Here is a 14,598-nt window from a genome sequence, read left to right on the forward strand (position 1 = left end):
GGATTCTATACAGTAACAATATGTTACAATGCATCTCCAGTTTTGGATGGATTTCAGTACAGAGCGCGCCATGAACGACGAAATCAAAAGTTATGACTCATCAAACATCAAGGTATTAAGAGGCCTGGATGCGGTACGTAAGCGACCAGGGATGTACATCGGCGATACCGATGACGGTACTGGCCTGCACCACATGGTGTTTGAGGTGGTCGATAACGCCATTGATGAGGCCTTGGCGGGTTACTGTTCGCAGATACGCGTAATCATTCACAGTGATGGGTCGGTGACGGTAACGGATGACGGGCGAGGTATCCCAGTGGATATCCATCCCGAGGAAGGTTGCTCCGCCGCCGAGGTCATTATGACCATACTGCATGCCGGCGGAAAGTTTGATGATAACTCCTATAAGGTTTCGGGTGGCCTGCATGGCGTGGGTGTGTCCGTGGTCAACGCCTTGTCGGAATATCTGCATCTCACTATCCGCCGTGAAGGCAAGGTGTACTACCAGGAATACCACCTAGGTGTGCCCGATGCGCCATTGCGCATCATCGGCGACACAGATCAGCGTGGTACGGAGATCCGCTTCAAACCCAGCGACACTATTTTCACCAATCTGGAATTTCACTACGACATCCTGGTAAAACGTCTGCGTGAGTTATCATTCCTCAATTCCGGGGTGTGCATCAAGCTGACTGATGAGCGCGACGACAAGAGCGATACGTATGAATATGTCGGCGGCATCCGTGCCTTCGTCGAATACCTCAACCGTAACAAGACGCCCGTCCATAACACGGTGTTTTATTTCAGCACGGAAAAAGACAATATCGGTGTGGAAGTGGCGTTGCAGTGGAATGAATCCTACCAGGAGAATATCTTCTGCTTCACCAATAACATACCGCAACGCGATGGGGGTACACATCTGGCGGGCTTTCGCGGCGCGCTGACACGTACGCTGAATCAGTATCTTGAAAAACAGGGGATAGCACAGAAAGCCAAGGTTGCACCCATTGGCGATGATGCACGTGAGGGACTAACCGCAGTATTGTCAGTCAAGGTGCCGGACCCCAAGTTTTCCTCCCAAACCAAGGAAAAGCTGGTTTCTTCCGAGGTCAAGGCGGCGGTAGAGTCAGCAGTGGCGGAAAAACTCGAGGAGTTTTTGTTGGAGCGCCCGAACGAGGCTAAGATCATCAGCGCCAAGATCGTTGAGGCGGCACGGGCGCGTGAAGCCGCACGCAAGGCGCGCGAAATGACGCGCCGCAAGGGCGTGCTGGATATTGCCGGATTGCCAGGCAAGCTTGCGGATTGCCAGGAAAAGGACCCGGCAAAATCGGAATTATTCTTGGTGGAGGGTGACTCTGCGGGTGGCTCGGCCAAGCAGGGGCGAGACCGCCGCTATCAGGCGATCCTGCCTCTCAAAGGCAAGATCCTCAACGTGGAAAAGGCCCGTTTCGACAAGATGCTGTCGTCCGTCGAGATCGGCACGCTCATCACCGCCCTGGGTTGCGGTATAGGACGCGAGGAATACAACCCGGACAAGCTTCGTTACCACCGCATCATCATCATGACCGATGCCGACGTGGACGGGTCGCACATCCGCACCCTGCTGCTCACCTTCTTCTACCGGCAGATGCCCGAGTTGATCGAGCGCGGCCACCTCTATATTGCCCAGCCGCCGCTGTACAAGGTGAAAAAGGGCAAGCAGGAGCGTTACGTAAAGGACGACGCGGAGCTGAATGCGTATTTGCTGGAAACCGCCTTGAATGACGCCAGGCTGTTTGTTAACACTGAGGCCCCGGCTATTGCCGGACCGGCGCTGGAAGACCTCGCCAGGGGTTATGTGGCGGTGATGGCGACCATCAAGCGCTTGTCGCGTCGGGTCGCTCCCACCGTGCTCGAAAAGATGATCTACATGCCTGTGTTGAGCGAAGAGGATGTGCGCGACAAGGACCGTACCACGGCGTGGTTCACGGAACTTCAGCATCGTCTCAACAGTGATGAAAGCAGCGCGTTGCGCTATGAAATCAAAGTAGAACAGAGCGCCGAGACGCCCGCCTGCCGCACCAGTATCATCGAGATTGCCCATAGCGTGCCGATGACGCGTGAGCTGAACGGAGAATTCTTCAGCTCCGGCGAGTACCGTAGTATGGTCGAACTGGGCAGAAAACTAGATGGGCTGCTCGGTGAGGATGCCTATATACAGCGTGGCGAACAGCAGCAAAAAGTCGCGAGCTTCAAGCAGGCGCTGGACTGGCTGTTCGAAGAAGCCAAGCGTGGCCAGCATATCCAGCGTTATAAGGGCCTGGGCGAGATGAACCCTTCACAGCTCTGGGAGACCACCTTGGACGCGGAGGTTCGCCGTCTGCTGCGCGTTCAGATCGAAGACGCCGTGGCCGCCGACGAAATGTTCACCACCCTGATGGGCGATCAGGTCGAACCGCGCCGCGCCTTTATCGAGAAGAATGCGCTGACCGTGGCTAATCTGGATATTTAATTCTTGATTTGTGGTTGGCCACAGACGACAGCATGGATGCGGGCCACTCCTGCGCATCCTGCGCCTGCGGCACTTGCACGTCCCAGTGCATCGGAGGTAGAGCGAAGCATGGAGCGGCTGCCAGAACACCCAGATAATTCAATGGGTTGTCGACGGTAGTGTGCATTGGCCCGTAAGGCATTTGTTCTCTATGGCGAACCGCTGTCATGATTAAAGCAGCGCTGGCAATTCCTTGACCAGCGCATTTTTTTCACTCACCGTTGTGCCGGTCAGGGCAAAGCCGCGCAGTTTGTTGTCACCATCAAAAAATAGCGCGCGCACGCCGGTGTCCAATCCCTCGATTTTCCATACGCCCATAACGCCGGGCGACGGCGGGGAAACGACTACGGGATGTGCCGGTGTTTTCACAACCACCGGCATGGGCGGATAGGCGACGGGGGTAGGCTCGCCCGCCAAGGTCTTGGCCAGGGCACGTGCGGCGTTCATCAGCGGCATGACGTAGAACAGCACCAAGCCTTCTACCTCGGCGCAATCGCCCATGGCATAAACATCGGGTGCGCTGGTGGCAAGGAAGCGGTCCACGGCGATACCATGCACTGTGTGTATGCCCGCAGCATTGGCCAGAGTGGTGCGCGGACGCAGGCCCACGCAGGACAACACCGCGTCTGCCTCGACGCTTGAGCCATCAGAGAGTGTAAGGCGGTAGTCTTGAGCGGCACGGTCTACCGCCGTAACGGCCTTGTCAATGTGCCAGTTGACGCCGATCTGTGCCAAACCTTCCTGCAATGCGTGTCCGGCCGCCTCGGGCAGCAGGCGATTGAGCGGTGCGTTGCCTGTGCTGATGACATCCACGGCGATACCTACACTGCGCAGGTCGTTGGCGAACTCACAGCCGATCAGCCCCGCGCCGATGATAGCGACATGCTTGGCGTCGGCAATGACAGCACGAAAACGTGTGTAGTCGCCCAGGTCATTCACCGACATCACGGCATCAGCGGCATCGCCCTTCAATGGGGGTTTGATTACATCGGCGCCCAGCGCAAGCACAAGCTTGGCGTATTCCAGCTCCTGGCCATCCACGGTAATGATATGACGCGCCGTGTCGATAGCGTTCACCTGGCTATGCGTCTGGATCACCGCGTTCAATTGGGCCGCCATTTGTGTGGCGTCAGCCGTGGCCAGCTGATCCGGTGTCCGGCCGTTGCTCAAGGCATTGGAAAGCATAGGCTTGGAATAAAAGCGCCCGTCATCCGCCGTTATGATCCGCAATGGCGTGTCTTTGTCGTGTTTACGGAATTCGCGGGCCAGGGTATAACCCGAAAGACCACTACCGACGATGATGATGGGGTTCATGGGATCTCCAAGAGTGATTAAGATAAAAGCAGGGGGCGGTTCACAAACCGCCCCCCTGCGGATCAGGTGTGGAAATTATGCCGCGATTTCAATCATCTCGAAATCGCTTTTTGTTACCCCGCAATCCGGGCAGGCCCAGTTATCGGGGATGTCCGCCCAGCGCGTACCCGGAGCGATGCCTTCCGCAGGCATTCCGGCGCTTTCATCATAGATCAGGCCACAGACTACACATTGCCATTTTTTCATCATCTCTTTCCTCTTAATCATTCTTAAATGAGCAATTTAACCGCGCACTTTGGCGAGAGTCGCGCGATAGTGGTTGGCGTGACGCTCTTCAACCTTGGTCAAGGCGGCAAACCGTTTGGCGGCCTTTTCCAGCGTCGCCTGAAAGCGTTGCGCATGTTCAACGGACTCGGCGATTTGTTCGTCGAATTCACGCACCGCCGCCTCGTTGTTTTCCTGCACCGCCAAATGCCTGAACTTGGGGTACATCTCGGTGAACTCGTAGGTTTCCCCGGCAATTGCCATATCCAGGCAGCGCGCGGCATCCATCCGGTCCTTAGGGTAAAGCAAATCAAGGTGGCCGAAGGCATGCTGCACTTCCTGCGCCGCCGTATCTTCAAAGACCTTGGCGGTTTCCTCGTCTCCCTGCGCACGGCAGATTTTGGCGAAGTACATATATTTGATGTATGCCATCGACTCGCCGGCGAAGGCCGCTTCAAGATTCTGGATGGTTACCGAACCGTCGTGTTTCATGATTTTCTCCTGTGTATCCAAGGGTATGACATCTCATTTTTGCACGTGGCCGTAACCACGTAAGACGCATATTAGATGCACAAGAGTAATTAATCTAATTGATCGTTATTATTATATTGATAGTATATTACTATCACATAATAGGGCGTATGCCTGGCAGATCCGAGGAAAGGATAGCCTGCCGGATGGCTTGAATCGCTTCGGGCCGGGTGAAGCTCTTACGCCAGGCCAGCGCTACTCTGCGGGTGGGGACGGGTTTAACAAAGGGGCGCACAGCAAGTAGCTTGTTGTGTCGGGTGCTTACCGAAGTGCCCGGCAGCACCGTGATCCCCACACCGGAGGCCACCATCAGCCGGATAGTCTCCAGTGAGCTGCCCTCCAGTGTCTTTTGCAGGCTGCCGGGCGCGGCGCTGCTACGATTGCAGGCCGGACAAGCGCTCAGCACCTGGTCACGGAAGCAGTGACCCGCCCCCAGCAGTAATACTGTCTCATCGGTGATGTCCGTCGGTTTGACGGCGGTTTTCTTCGCTAGCGGGTGACCAACGGGCAATACCACCACAAAATCTTCGTCGTACAGCGGTTGGGTGACAATGCCAGACTCCTCAAAAGGCAGCGAGATCACGATCACATCCAGCTCGCCCTGCTGCAGGCGTCCGGCCAGTGTGCCGGTATAATTTTCCTCGATCAGCAGCGGCATGTGCGGCGCGCACTTATGTAGCACAGGAATCAGGTGGGGCAATAAATAAGGAGCGATGGTGTAAATCGCACCCAGACGTATTGGGCCGGATAGCGGATCCTGCCCCTGCTTGGCAAGCTCTTTGAGCGTGCGAGCCTCGTCCAGCACGCGCATCGCCTGTGCGATGATACGTTCTCCTACCGGCGTCACCGTTACTTCACTTGGGCCGCGCTCGAACAGCACCACGCCCAGCTCATCCTCCAGCTTGCGCACCGCCACGCTTAACGTAGGCTGGCTGACAAAGCACGCCTCTGCCGCACGCCCAAAATGGCGTTCACGGGCGACGGCGACAATGTAGCGGAGTTCGGTGAGGGTCATGATTAATTTTTATGTTGAGGTAGAGGTAACCCGAATGTTTCATAAATTACACGTGCCCTCGCTGGTCTTTTGATTGCTATGGTAATTTTGTTCAGTCGGCCGTATGAATCACTACGGCGCTTCTTCACAAAATTCCCCTATCAATAAAAATCCGGCGCGATCATCACGCGAATTTATGAAACATTCGGGTTAAGTATATTCCTATTAATGCCGATTCTATACCTGTAAACCATAACTGCAGAGCATCTAACTACATGGAACTACAAGGTGAGTTGACCGACAATATACGTAATTCGATATTGTTGCCATTAATTAACGAAACAATTGTTGCCCTGAACAGCATGGCTGACTTACATGGCACAAGTGACCTTCTAGGTTATAGCGACCCACTTGATGTGTTTGTATTTAAAGAATTCGCAGTATGTGTATCTTCAAAAACTTCGGGTGATATTGCTGTTTTAGGGAAAATAATTATGAATTTTGACCTGAGCACATCCATAGCGATTGGAAATAGAGTGCGATCAAAAATGTTGGGCACTACTGAAAATTTTACAGTATTAAATGATGGCATTAGAGAAGCGTTGGCTGAATTCTCGAACATCGTTATTGGTCTTGCGACTCGTAGCATAAACAATAGCAAGTACAAAATTAGCTTTAGTGCACCTCTTTATATATCTAATAAGCAAGATAGCGAGTTTTTATTGACGGATGTTAAACGAATATTTACTGTTCCCATTGATATAAAAAATATTGGACGATTTTATTTCAGCTATCTTTTGAGCTAAATGGAGGAGTGAAGAATGTTAGATAAAAATTCAACTATATTGATAGTTGACGACACGCATATTATGCGTGAATCGCTCAGGCGTGTTCTGCTAACGATGGGATATGAACACGTTATTCAAGCCGAGAATGGCCGGGAAGCAATAAAAATACTCAGCACTTCCGACAAGAAGATTGACTTGATATTCTTGGATATTGTCATGCCAATAATGGACGGAAAAGCAACACTGAAAAAGATTCGGGAAACTAACAAGGTGATTCCAATAATAATGCTTACTTCAGTTGCCGATAAGGATTCAATCATGGAATGCAGCAAGCAAGGAATTACAAACTATGTCCTCAAACCAATCAATGCTTCAGATGGCCCAAGTATGCTTTCGGATATTTTCGTGACACTCTAATTCTACTTTGTCACATTCACTCCAACGCCAGGTCTGGGCAGTCCGGCTGCTCAGCGCCGTTTGGTGGGTGGCGCGTCGCACAGCGTTTTGGACAGCGCGTGCGACGCTTTCATCTGCGCCACGGCTTCGGCGGCGCCCATCTGGGTGGAGTTGACGCTGGCGCCCAGGCCGGGGCGTTGGGTGGTGGCGATGAGGATGCCGTCCGCGCCGCGTATAGAGGCCCAGGCATCGGTGCGCAGTTCGAAGCCCTCGCCCCCTAAAGCTGCCGCGCTGGGCGCTGGCGGGGGATTGGTGGACGAGGTGGCCGAGGTTGAGCTGGGAGGCGGCGGTGCTGGTGGCCAGGCGCATGCGCAGTTGGTGTTGGGTGTCGTCGATGACCCATTGGTTATAGCCGCTCCCGGCGCCGTCCAGGCTGTGGCTGTGCAGGCCGGAGAGGGTGCCGGGGTGATTGGCGTTTGAGTCTACGCCCGCCGCGTAAGGCGGCAGGTCTGCGCCGTTATACAGGCAGGCGACGACCACCGGGCGGTCCATGTCGCCTTCCATGAAGTCGACCAGGACTTCGGTGCCGATGCGCGGGGTGAAGTGGCTGCCCCAGTTGGGGCCGGCGAGGGCCTCGGCGACGCGTACCCAGGTGCCGGAGCGTTCGTTGCCGGGGGCGTTGGCCGCGTCACCTGCGGTACCCGTATCGGAAAGACCGCCCGGGTGGGGCGCTACGCCGCGCTGCCAGGGGAACTGGATTTTTTGATCTATAGGGGCTTGCATGTCACTGCAAAGTCGACATGATAATGTTCATCATGCCGCACCCACGCTTCCCCACGCATGAAGCTGACATGCTCTTTTAAAAATGTTCCTCGCCGCGTCTGAAACAATCGGGAGAGGTATCGTGGATCAAATATCACCCTATCCAAACCTATACCTCTGGCCTTTGCGGCAACGTGCAGATGGTAAAGATGCTCCGCAATTGTCTCGAAGTCGATGGTGTAGTTCATGTACTTGCCATCAGTATCAAATTCAATGTCATAACCGAAGCGGTTTACCAACCCCGTTGGTAACGGGACTGAACGTCCGTCCTCATCAAGCACCGGAACCATGAAGTCTACGGAGAGTCCATTTTGATGTGTGCGATGGGGCTGAAATCGACCCCCCAATTTCCACCCGGTCTCCCCGTACACGAAGGTTTTTCCTGGTGCCGCCAACTCCAGCGCATGATAAGCGGCAACCACAACGTCGTGAACCTTTGTATGCACATAGGTTCGACCGAGATGGGGTGCGAGAGTGCTGTAGGGGGAGAAATTTTTCCCCTGTAGAGGCAATTGAATACCATTTTCAAGCCGCCCATTGCTTTTGCTACCGTAACATGTGCTTTCAATCGCCATAGCTGAATTTGACGGCAAGGATAGTGCAAGAATAAGAACACTACCAATCCATACCATGTTCAAGTGCGCCGCTTGCAATCAGTCTTTCCAATTGCGGACGATATCGGCAAGATCGTCACGGGTCATCTTACGAGCTTTTAGAATACGAACCAGGTCATCTTTAGATATTGGGTAGTTTTGAACAAGTTTTTTCAAATCCTTATCCTCTATGGTATAGACCCATAGCGGCTCAGCCTGTTGTAAGTCTGTTATACGTTCGGCTTCAAATTTTCCTTTAAATACTACTTCCATTGTATATATGGCGTGCCCCTCGTCATAACCTTTTTGAAAAAACAGTGTTGCCCCCGCAGGTAACAGATAGTGCTGAGAACCATCTTGGGTTGCAAACAACAAAGGCTCGGACAGTTTAAATGCAAGATCTTTTTTCATCGTATATACCCCATGATAGATGATTAATGAACCGATCCCCGCTCCAAAAAACAAGGCGGCAATTATTGCGAATACAGAGTTTCTTGTGCTCACCGTTTAAGCCCGTAGGCTTGGATTTTTATGGGGCGACGCACAGTATTTGATTCCAGCATTGCTTGCAGATCGGCGGGCATAAAGATATGGGCAGGCCATCCCTTCAAGCTCGCAGCCGCTCTAGTGGTGAAATCCAGGCCGCGGCCAACATTGAACTGGCTCGTCTCTTTTTCTAACTCCGGAAAAACGAGTCTTACACCGCTCATCACCATAGTTGTGCAATTGTTGTATAAACCATGGTAGTCACGAGCAAGTCGATATTGGCTCATGTGGTTGCCATACTGGCGAGTCGGTTTTAGACCATTCAACATTTGATTGTAATGCTGGTTAGTGCGTTCTGCCTGCTCATTTCCGAGCGAGTATGTGAAACCTTTAGTAGTTCGGCCATAGGCATTTTCACCCTTTATGTATTCCGTAAAGCTGGTCCATACGCGCAAAATACCGTATCCCTCGGAATCCCCGATTCCCCAATAAGGCGGCTGATACCTTCCGAAGTCGTAAATCCGTTCGTTATTCTGGGTGAGCACACGTAGAGCGGCATGCCCATATTCGTGCCTCTCTCCATTTACGTCGGTATAAGGGCCACCAATTAGAACCTCCACCGAGGCAAGCTGCACCTCAATCTTCGTGGCGCGTCCTGTCATGCCTTTAACGCCAGTTTTAGCCGCACTCTCGGTTACTGCAACCATCGGTATATTTTACGTCCTTAGCGTTAAGTTATGTGATGGAAACGAGATTATGCACTCTCCCCGCTTTACCGCTTCAATTCTAACGCCCCCAGTTGCATCCAGCTGTCCCGTAGTTTTTCGGCCATCAGGTAGCTGTAGAACATATTTCTCAAATGGTAGAGGTTGGTTGGTGGAATCAACAAGCTGGAACTCAACCCACGTTTTCTCTTCCAAAAATGTTGCAAGCTCATTATCAGCGGCCCCCACCACTCCCACCGGCAACCCTTCCAACCCCGCCTCCTCCCGCATCGCCCCCTCAAATCCATGCACCGCCCCCTTCACCGAGACGCTGCCCGGGCAGGCCAGGGTGATGTTGGCGCCTTCCAGCGTGATCGACGATTGCCCGGCTTGCAGGACGATCTTCTGGCTGGCCTTGATTTCGATGTCGCCGTTGACGGAGGTGACGGTGACGCTGTCGTCGGCGAGGATCTCCAGTTGATCGGTGTGGGCTTGTAATGAGAGCGGGCCGTTGGCGGCGATGGCCTGGATACCGCCGCTGTGGGTGAACAGGGTGGTGGCGCCACCGGCGACGCTGGCGAGGGTGTGGGCGGCGGCGAGGTGCAGGTCGGCCTGGCTGGTCCAGTGCAGGTGTTGCCCGGCGAACAGGGCGGTGCTGGCGGGGGTGTCCCAGTTGATGTTGGTGGGGCTGTCCAGCAGGATGGCCGGGGTGGCGAATTTCTCGACCGGTGTTGTGGGATCGAGGTCTCTCGTGCCCGGCTGTGTCTTCTGGGCGGTCTGGCTGTTGACTGGGGCGGTGTATTTGCCTTGCTGGGCGGGGTCGATGGCGTTGATGAGGTCGTGTTGGGCGGTTTGGGCCGTCTTGCTGTTCAGGGCCGTTTGGTGGGTGGCGGCGTCGCACAGGGTTTTGGACAGCGCGTGTGCCGCTTTCATCTGCGCCACGGCTTCGGCGGCGTCCATCTGGGTGGAGGTGACGCTGGCGCCCAGGCCGGGGCGTTGGGTGGTGGCGATGAGGATGCCGTCCGCGCTGCGTATAGAGGCCCAGGCATCGGTGCGCAGTTCGTAAGCGTCCAGCCGTCCCACCTGTTTTTATAGTTACCCTTGCGCCACCCTGTGGTTTTCACAGGAGAGCGGCACATGAATATGAAATCGTTGGAGGCAAGTCGCCACTACTGGCAGCAGCACGTCGCGGCCTGGCGGTGTAGTGGCCTGAAGCAGATTGATTATTGCAGGCAGCATGGACTGGTGCCGAAGCAGCTTCGCTACCGGATCGCCAAAGACCGTCGAAACGACGTTTGCGTGAGCGGCACGGATGCGGTCACGCTGGTGCCCGTGCAGATCGAGGAGGTCAACGGTGCTGGGTTGGTGTTGCAGAACGCGGGGGGGTGGCAGCTCACGCTGCCGTCCGGTGTTTCGGCAAGCTGGCTGGCAACCTTGCTGCGGGGCTTGTCATGATTGCGCAGCCGCATACGATCTGGGTGGCGGTCGCGCCGATGGACATGCGGGTGGGCATCGATGGTCTGTCGCTGCGGGTGCAGCAGGCGCTGGGCAAGGCCCCCTGCGATGGCTCGGCCTATGTGTTTCGTAACCGTCGCGGTGATCGGCTCAAGGTGTTGCTGTGGGATGGCAATGGCGTGTGGTTGTGCCAGCGCCGGTTGCATCGGGGGCGCTTCGTCTGGCCGCAGGCGGACAGTCCGGTCTGGTCATTGGAACTTGCCCAATGGCAGTGGCTGATTGCTGGTGTCGACTGGCAGCGGATGTCGGCCCAACCGGCGGCCGACTGGCGTTTGTGACGATTGAAGCCGCCATGAAAAATGGTGAATAAAAACCTGTATTTATGCGGCTTTCTGCGGTGTTTCATGGTATAATTTTGTCATGAAAAACGTTGCCGAAGCAGCCCTGCAAGACGCTCCTGCCGCTCTCAAAAACTGGGCTGTGCTGGCGATGCAGCAGCTCGACGAAAAGAGTAACAAAGTACAACAGTTAAGCGATCAACTGTCACTGCGCGACCAGCAGCTCAAACACGCCGACCTCAAAATCCAGGCCCTGACCTTCGAACTCGCCTACTACAAGCGCATTCGCTTTGCCAACAAGAGCGAACAATTCTCCTTGGAGCAGCGCGAGTTGTTCGAGGAAAGCTGGAATACCGACACCAGTGCGCTGGAAGCCGAAGTGGAACAGCTGGCATCTACCCAGCAACCCAAGCGCGAACGCGCCGGTCGCCAGCCGTTGCCGAATCATCTCGGCAACCGCTCCATGCGTTGCTCTACCTCCTGCATCCATGCAGTCGTCCCGCGCATCGAGCATCGCCACGAACCTGAGGGTTGCACCTGCGGCCAGTGCGGCAAGGATCTGGTCAAGATCGGCGAAGACATCAGCGAGCAACTGGATGTCGAGCCCGCCCGCTTCTTCGTGCATCGCCACATTCGTCCGCAGTATGCTTGCCGTGCTTGTGAGACCGTCAGTGCGGCGCCGATTCCGCCGGCGGTCATCGACGGCGGCATGGCGGCGCCGGGCTTGCTCACCTGGGTGATGGTCAGCAAATTCATGGATCACCTGCCTCTCTACCGGCTGGAGCAGATCGCGGCCCGCAGTGGGGTTACCCTGTCACGCTCCACCTTGGCCGAATGGGTAGGTCGCATTGGCGTGGCACTCCAGCCGCTGGCCGACCGGCTGGCCGAGAGACTCCGCCAGCGCACCGTCCTGCACGCCGACGAGACCCCGGTGCAGCAACTCGACCCCGGACGGGGAAAAACGCTACGCGCCTTCCTCTGGGCCTACCGAAGTTGCGATCTCGAACAGGGAGACCCCCTCGTCCTCTTCGACTACCAGGCCGACCGGCGCGGCAAACATGCCAGGAACTTCCTGCAAGGCTGGAAGGGTGCCCTTATGGTCGATGATTATGCCGGCTACAAAGGCCTGTTCGCCCACGCCGTGGTGGAACTGGCGTGCCTGGCCCATGCGCGGCGGAAATTCTACGATCTGCATGCCGCCCATCAGAGCCCGATTGCGGCCGAGGCATTGAAGCGCATTGCCGGACTCTACGCCATCGAAGATCAGGGCAAGACCCTGGGCATCGAAGATCGTCATGCATTACGCCAGCAACACGCCAAGCCGAAGCTGGACGAATTCCATGCCTGGCTCCAGCGCACACGGCTCACCACCGCCACGGGTAGCGGCACCGCCAAGGCCATCGACTACAGCCTCAAACGCTGGGATGCAATCAAGCGCTACCTCGGGGATGGCCGTTACCCCATCGACAACAACCCGGTGGAAAACACCATCCGTCCTATTGCGCTTGGTAAAAAGAATTGGCTGTTCACCGGCAGTGAACGCGCGGGCCGCCGCGCCGCCGCCATCCAGAGCCTGTTCGCAACGGCGAAACTTAACGGCATCGAGCCGGCGGCCTGGCTGAAGGATACGCTGGAGAAACTACCGACCTGGCCTAACAGCCGCATTGATGAGCTGTTGCCGTTGCGGTCTGTGCAGGCATCAGGCTGAGCTGTATAGATGGGGCGGCTGGACGCTTACCGCAGTTCGAAGCCCTCGCCCCTAAAGCTGCCGCGCTGGGCGCTGGCGGGGGATTGGTGGATGAGGTGGCCGAGGTTGAGCTGGGAGGCGGCGGTGCTGCTGGCCAGGCGCATGCGCAGCTGGTGTTGGGTGTCGTCGATCACCCACTGGTTGTAGCCGGTGCCGTCGAGGCTGTGGCTGTGGATGCCGGAGAGGGTGCCGGGGTGGTGGGTCAGGACTCGGGGAATCATGCAGAGAATATCTTCATATTTTCCTCGTTTTAATGCGGGTCCCAATTTAGAAAATGAAGTTCACCATTTTGGCGGCGCGCATATTGGCTATCGTCTGGCATGCCTTTTTCTTGGCGTACAACCTTAAGGTTTCCATCAGAAGTGTCCGGTAATTTAATTGAATAGATTCAATTGGTTATTGTCTTTCTGCATGCTCATTTGCGTCTCCGCATTTTTAAGTAATTGATCGAGTGGCGTTTTCTCGAAAAGAGTCAGGCTCAAAATCTGTAGGATTGTGTAAAGCGAAGCCTCGGTATTGAGCCGCTTTTTCACGATGGCGACCACGACGTAAACCGCGATGGCGATCCATATTTGCGTCTTGACTGCATTCTCGGTGGTGCCATAGAACCGCTTGATTCGAAGATGCTGTTTGATCCACTTGAAGAATAGCTCGACCTGCCAGCGGCAACGATAAAGCTGAGCGATGGTCAGCGCAGGCAGGTCGAAGTTGTTGGTCAGAAAGACCAGAAACCTGTCGTGTTCGGCATCGTAGAACTTGATGCGTCGCAGGTGCTGCGGGTAATCCTTGCTGGCCTTGCGAGCAGTCAATGCAATGGTCTGGTCGCAGCGCAGTCCAGTGGACTTGTCCACGGTGCGAGAGTAGACGCGACGAAAGAGCAGATTGGATTTGCCACGGATGACAAAGAACGCCTGTGCTTGATGCAGGGTGAACCAGCGAGCGAAGTCGGTGAAGCCACGATCCATGATGTAAAAGCTGCCGGCTTCGGGTATCAGGATATCGAGCACATTGACCTCGTGCATCTTGCCATCGCTGATGTGGATGAAGGTTGGAATGTTGCCGCGCAGGTCGAGCAGCGTATGCATCTTGACGGCAGCTTTGGTGGAGCGGAAGCGTGCCCACGGAAAGACGCTCAAGCACAGGTCGATGGTCGTGGTATCGAGTGCGTAGACCGTCTGTTCCAGTTCGACCGCAAAGCTGTCGCTGGCGTAAAGCTTTCTGGCGGTCTGGATTAAGCTCATCGCGAAATCCGCGTAGATGCGACAGTCGCGTTGCTCGTTGGCATCGGCCAGCGTGCTCTTGGCGATGTTGCCTCGTATGCCCAAGTGATAGAGCTTGGCTTGGTGGGCGCGCAGACAGGTTTCGATGTCGCGCAGGCTTTCGCGGTAAGTCAGCTGCGCGAACGCCATGCAGAGAAATTGATCGAGATGCGAAAAAGTCTTGGTGGGATATTTGGAAGGGTAGCGCTGCACGCAGCGACGGAATGTGTGAAGGGGCAAATGCTCCATGAGTTGTGCGAACACCAACTGGCCTGAATACATGACGGAAACTCCTGGGGGGAAAGCCCCAGTTTCCCAAAAAATTCACGTTCAAGTCGGTGACACCCCTAAACACACACTTTCCTATTCAACATCAT

The 14,598-nt window shown here is 55.2% G+C and carries 16 protein-coding genes and 1 pseudogene; 6 read left to right on the forward strand and 11 right to left on the reverse strand.

Annotated features, from left to right (window positions below):
* The first annotated feature begins 70 nt into the window (after positions 1 to 70).
* Positions 71 to 2,491 (forward strand): DNA topoisomerase (ATP-hydrolyzing) subunit B, encoded by a 2,421-nt coding sequence (gyrB, locus tag M3A44_00515; GenBank protein ID MEQ6340151.1) that lies wholly within the window; start codon positions 71 to 73, stop codon positions 2,489 to 2,491.
* A gap of 210 nt (positions 2,492 to 2,701) precedes the next feature.
* Here gyrB and M3A44_00520 read toward each other — a convergent pair whose 3' ends face one another.
* The 4 genes from M3A44_00520 to M3A44_00535 all read right to left on the reverse strand — a co-directional run bounded on the left by M3A44_00520 (position 2,702) and on the right by M3A44_00535 (position 5,654).
* On the reverse strand, positions 2,702 to 3,844 hold the full coding sequence (locus M3A44_00520) for an FAD-dependent oxidoreductase (GenBank protein ID MEQ6340152.1): 1,143 nt from the start codon (positions 3,842 to 3,844) through the stop codon (positions 2,702 to 2,704).
* 75 nt (positions 3,845 to 3,919) lie between these two features.
* A complete protein-coding gene (locus M3A44_00525; protein MEQ6340153.1) occupies positions 3,920 to 4,090 on the reverse strand; it encodes a rubredoxin in 171 nt (56 codons plus the stop codon).
* Between the two features lie 36 nt (positions 4,091 to 4,126).
* Positions 4,127 to 4,600, reverse strand: a complete 474-nt coding sequence (locus M3A44_00530; GenBank protein MEQ6340154.1) for a rubrerythrin family protein — start codon at positions 4,598 to 4,600, stop codon at positions 4,127 to 4,129.
* 133 nt (positions 4,601 to 4,733) lie between these two features.
* The gene (locus M3A44_00535; GenBank protein MEQ6340155.1) at positions 4,734 to 5,654 is read right to left on the reverse strand and encodes a LysR substrate-binding domain-containing protein; all 921 of its coding nucleotides are present in this window, start codon (positions 5,652 to 5,654) and stop codon (positions 4,734 to 4,736) included.
* Positions 5,655 to 5,908: 254 nt separating this feature from the next.
* Here M3A44_00535 and M3A44_00540 point away from each other — a divergent pair, with 254 nt between their 5' ends.
* Together M3A44_00540 and M3A44_00545 are read left to right on the forward strand one after the other, a co-directional pair.
* A complete protein-coding gene (locus M3A44_00540) occupies positions 5,909 to 6,439 on the forward strand; it encodes a hypothetical protein (GenBank protein MEQ6340156.1) in 531 nt (176 codons plus the stop codon).
* Between the two features lie 15 nt (positions 6,440 to 6,454).
* Positions 6,455 to 6,838: a response regulator gene (locus M3A44_00545; GenBank protein ID MEQ6340157.1), complete on the forward strand. Its 384-nt coding sequence runs from the start codon at positions 6,455 to 6,457 to the stop codon at positions 6,836 to 6,838.
* 45 nt (positions 6,839 to 6,883) lie between these two features.
* Here M3A44_00545 and M3A44_00550 read toward each other — a convergent pair.
* From M3A44_00550 to M3A44_00570, 5 genes and pseudogenes are all read right to left on the reverse strand, one after another.
* Positions 6,884 to 7,579: pseudogene (locus M3A44_00550) on the reverse strand (type VI secretion system Vgr family protein).
* 5 nt (positions 7,580 to 7,584) lie between these two features.
* Complete coding sequence (locus M3A44_00555; GenBank protein ID MEQ6340158.1) at positions 7,585 to 8,271, reverse strand: penicillin-insensitive murein endopeptidase; 687 nt, start codon at positions 8,269 to 8,271, stop codon at positions 7,585 to 7,587.
* Positions 8,272 to 8,292: 21 nt separating this feature from the next.
* Positions 8,293 to 8,643 (reverse strand): hypothetical protein, encoded by a 351-nt coding sequence (locus tag M3A44_00560; protein MEQ6340159.1) that lies wholly within the window; start codon positions 8,641 to 8,643, stop codon positions 8,293 to 8,295.
* A gap of 89 nt (positions 8,644 to 8,732) precedes the next feature.
* Positions 8,733 to 9,425: a hypothetical protein gene (locus M3A44_00565; GenBank protein ID MEQ6340160.1), complete on the reverse strand. Its 693-nt coding sequence runs from the start codon at positions 9,423 to 9,425 to the stop codon at positions 8,733 to 8,735.
* A 9-nt stretch (positions 9,426 to 9,434) separates the two neighbouring features.
* A complete protein-coding gene (locus M3A44_00570) occupies positions 9,435 to 10,505 on the reverse strand; it encodes a type VI secretion system tip protein VgrG (GenBank protein ID MEQ6340161.1) in 1,071 nt (356 codons plus the stop codon).
* Between the two features lie 54 nt (positions 10,506 to 10,559).
* Between M3A44_00570 and M3A44_00575 the strand changes: the two genes are divergently transcribed.
* From M3A44_00575 to M3A44_00585, 3 genes are all read left to right on the forward strand, one after another.
* Positions 10,560 to 10,877 (forward strand): IS66 family insertion sequence element accessory protein TnpB, encoded by a 318-nt coding sequence (locus M3A44_00575; protein MEQ6340162.1) that lies wholly within the window; start codon positions 10,560 to 10,562, stop codon positions 10,875 to 10,877.
* Positions 10,874 to 11,215 carry an IS66 family insertion sequence element accessory protein TnpB gene (tnpB, locus tag M3A44_00580; GenBank protein MEQ6340163.1) on the forward strand — a complete coding sequence of 114 codons (342 nt, stop codon included), beginning with the start codon at positions 10,874 to 10,876 and terminating at the stop codon, positions 11,213 to 11,215. The genes M3A44_00575 and tnpB overlap by 4 nt, the downstream gene beginning before the upstream one ends.
* Positions 11,216 to 11,366: 151 nt before the next feature.
* Positions 11,367 to 12,923: an IS66 family transposase gene (locus tag M3A44_00585; GenBank protein ID MEQ6340164.1), complete on the forward strand. Its 1,557-nt coding sequence runs from the start codon at positions 11,367 to 11,369 to the stop codon at positions 12,921 to 12,923.
* A gap of 26 nt (positions 12,924 to 12,949) precedes the next feature.
* Here M3A44_00585 and M3A44_00590 read toward each other — a convergent pair whose 3' ends face one another.
* Both M3A44_00590 and M3A44_00595 read right to left on the reverse strand, forming a co-directional pair.
* Positions 12,950 to 13,228, reverse strand: a complete 279-nt coding sequence (locus M3A44_00590; protein ID MEQ6340165.1) for a type VI secretion system Vgr family protein — start codon at positions 13,226 to 13,228, stop codon at positions 12,950 to 12,952.
* A gap of 108 nt (positions 13,229 to 13,336) precedes the next feature.
* The gene (locus M3A44_00595; protein MEQ6340166.1) at positions 13,337 to 14,503 is read right to left on the reverse strand and encodes an IS4 family transposase; all 1,167 of its coding nucleotides are present in this window, start codon (positions 14,501 to 14,503) and stop codon (positions 13,337 to 13,339) included.
* Positions 14,504 to 14,598: the final 95 nt, after the last annotated feature.

Source organism: Gammaproteobacteria bacterium (assembly GCA_040183005.1).
Classification (GTDB): domain Bacteria; phylum Pseudomonadota; class Gammaproteobacteria.

Bases quoted from the DNA above. Each gene is read 5' to 3' on its own strand.
- gyrB (MEQ6340151.1), top strand. From the start codon at position 71: ATGAACGACGAAATCAAAAGTTATGACTCATCAAACATCAAGGTATTA.
- M3A44_00520 (MEQ6340152.1), bottom strand. From the start codon at position 3,844: ATGAACCCCATCATCATCGTCGGTAGTGGTCTTTCGGGTTATACCCTG.
- M3A44_00525 (MEQ6340153.1), bottom strand. From the start codon at position 4,090: ATGAAAAAATGGCAATGTGTAGTCTGTGGCCTGATCTATGATGAAAGC.
- M3A44_00530 (MEQ6340154.1), bottom strand. From the start codon at position 4,600: ATGAAACACGACGGTTCGGTAACCATCCAGAATCTTGAAGCGGCCTTC.
- M3A44_00535 (MEQ6340155.1), bottom strand. From the start codon at position 5,654: ATGACCCTCACCGAACTCCGCTACATTGTCGCCGTCGCCCGTGAACGC.
- M3A44_00540 (MEQ6340156.1), top strand. From the start codon at position 5,909: ATGGAACTACAAGGTGAGTTGACCGACAATATACGTAATTCGATATTG.
- M3A44_00545 (MEQ6340157.1), top strand. From the start codon at position 6,455: ATGTTAGATAAAAATTCAACTATATTGATAGTTGACGACACGCATATT.
- M3A44_00555 (MEQ6340158.1), bottom strand. From the start codon at position 8,271: ATGGTATGGATTGGTAGTGTTCTTATTCTTGCACTATCCTTGCCGTCA.
- M3A44_00560 (MEQ6340159.1), bottom strand. From the start codon at position 8,643: ATGAAAAAAGATCTTGCATTTAAACTGTCCGAGCCTTTGTTGTTTGCA.
- M3A44_00565 (MEQ6340160.1), bottom strand. From the start codon at position 9,425: ATGGTTGCAGTAACCGAGAGTGCGGCTAAAACTGGCGTTAAAGGCATG.
- M3A44_00575 (MEQ6340162.1), top strand. From the start codon at position 10,560: ATGAATATGAAATCGTTGGAGGCAAGTCGCCACTACTGGCAGCAGCAC.
- tnpB (MEQ6340163.1), top strand. From the start codon at position 10,874: ATGATTGCGCAGCCGCATACGATCTGGGTGGCGGTCGCGCCGATGGAC.
- M3A44_00585 (MEQ6340164.1), top strand. From the start codon at position 11,367: ATGCAGCAGCTCGACGAAAAGAGTAACAAAGTACAACAGTTAAGCGAT.
- M3A44_00595 (MEQ6340166.1), bottom strand. From the start codon at position 14,503: ATGTATTCAGGCCAGTTGGTGTTCGCACAACTCATGGAGCATTTGCCC.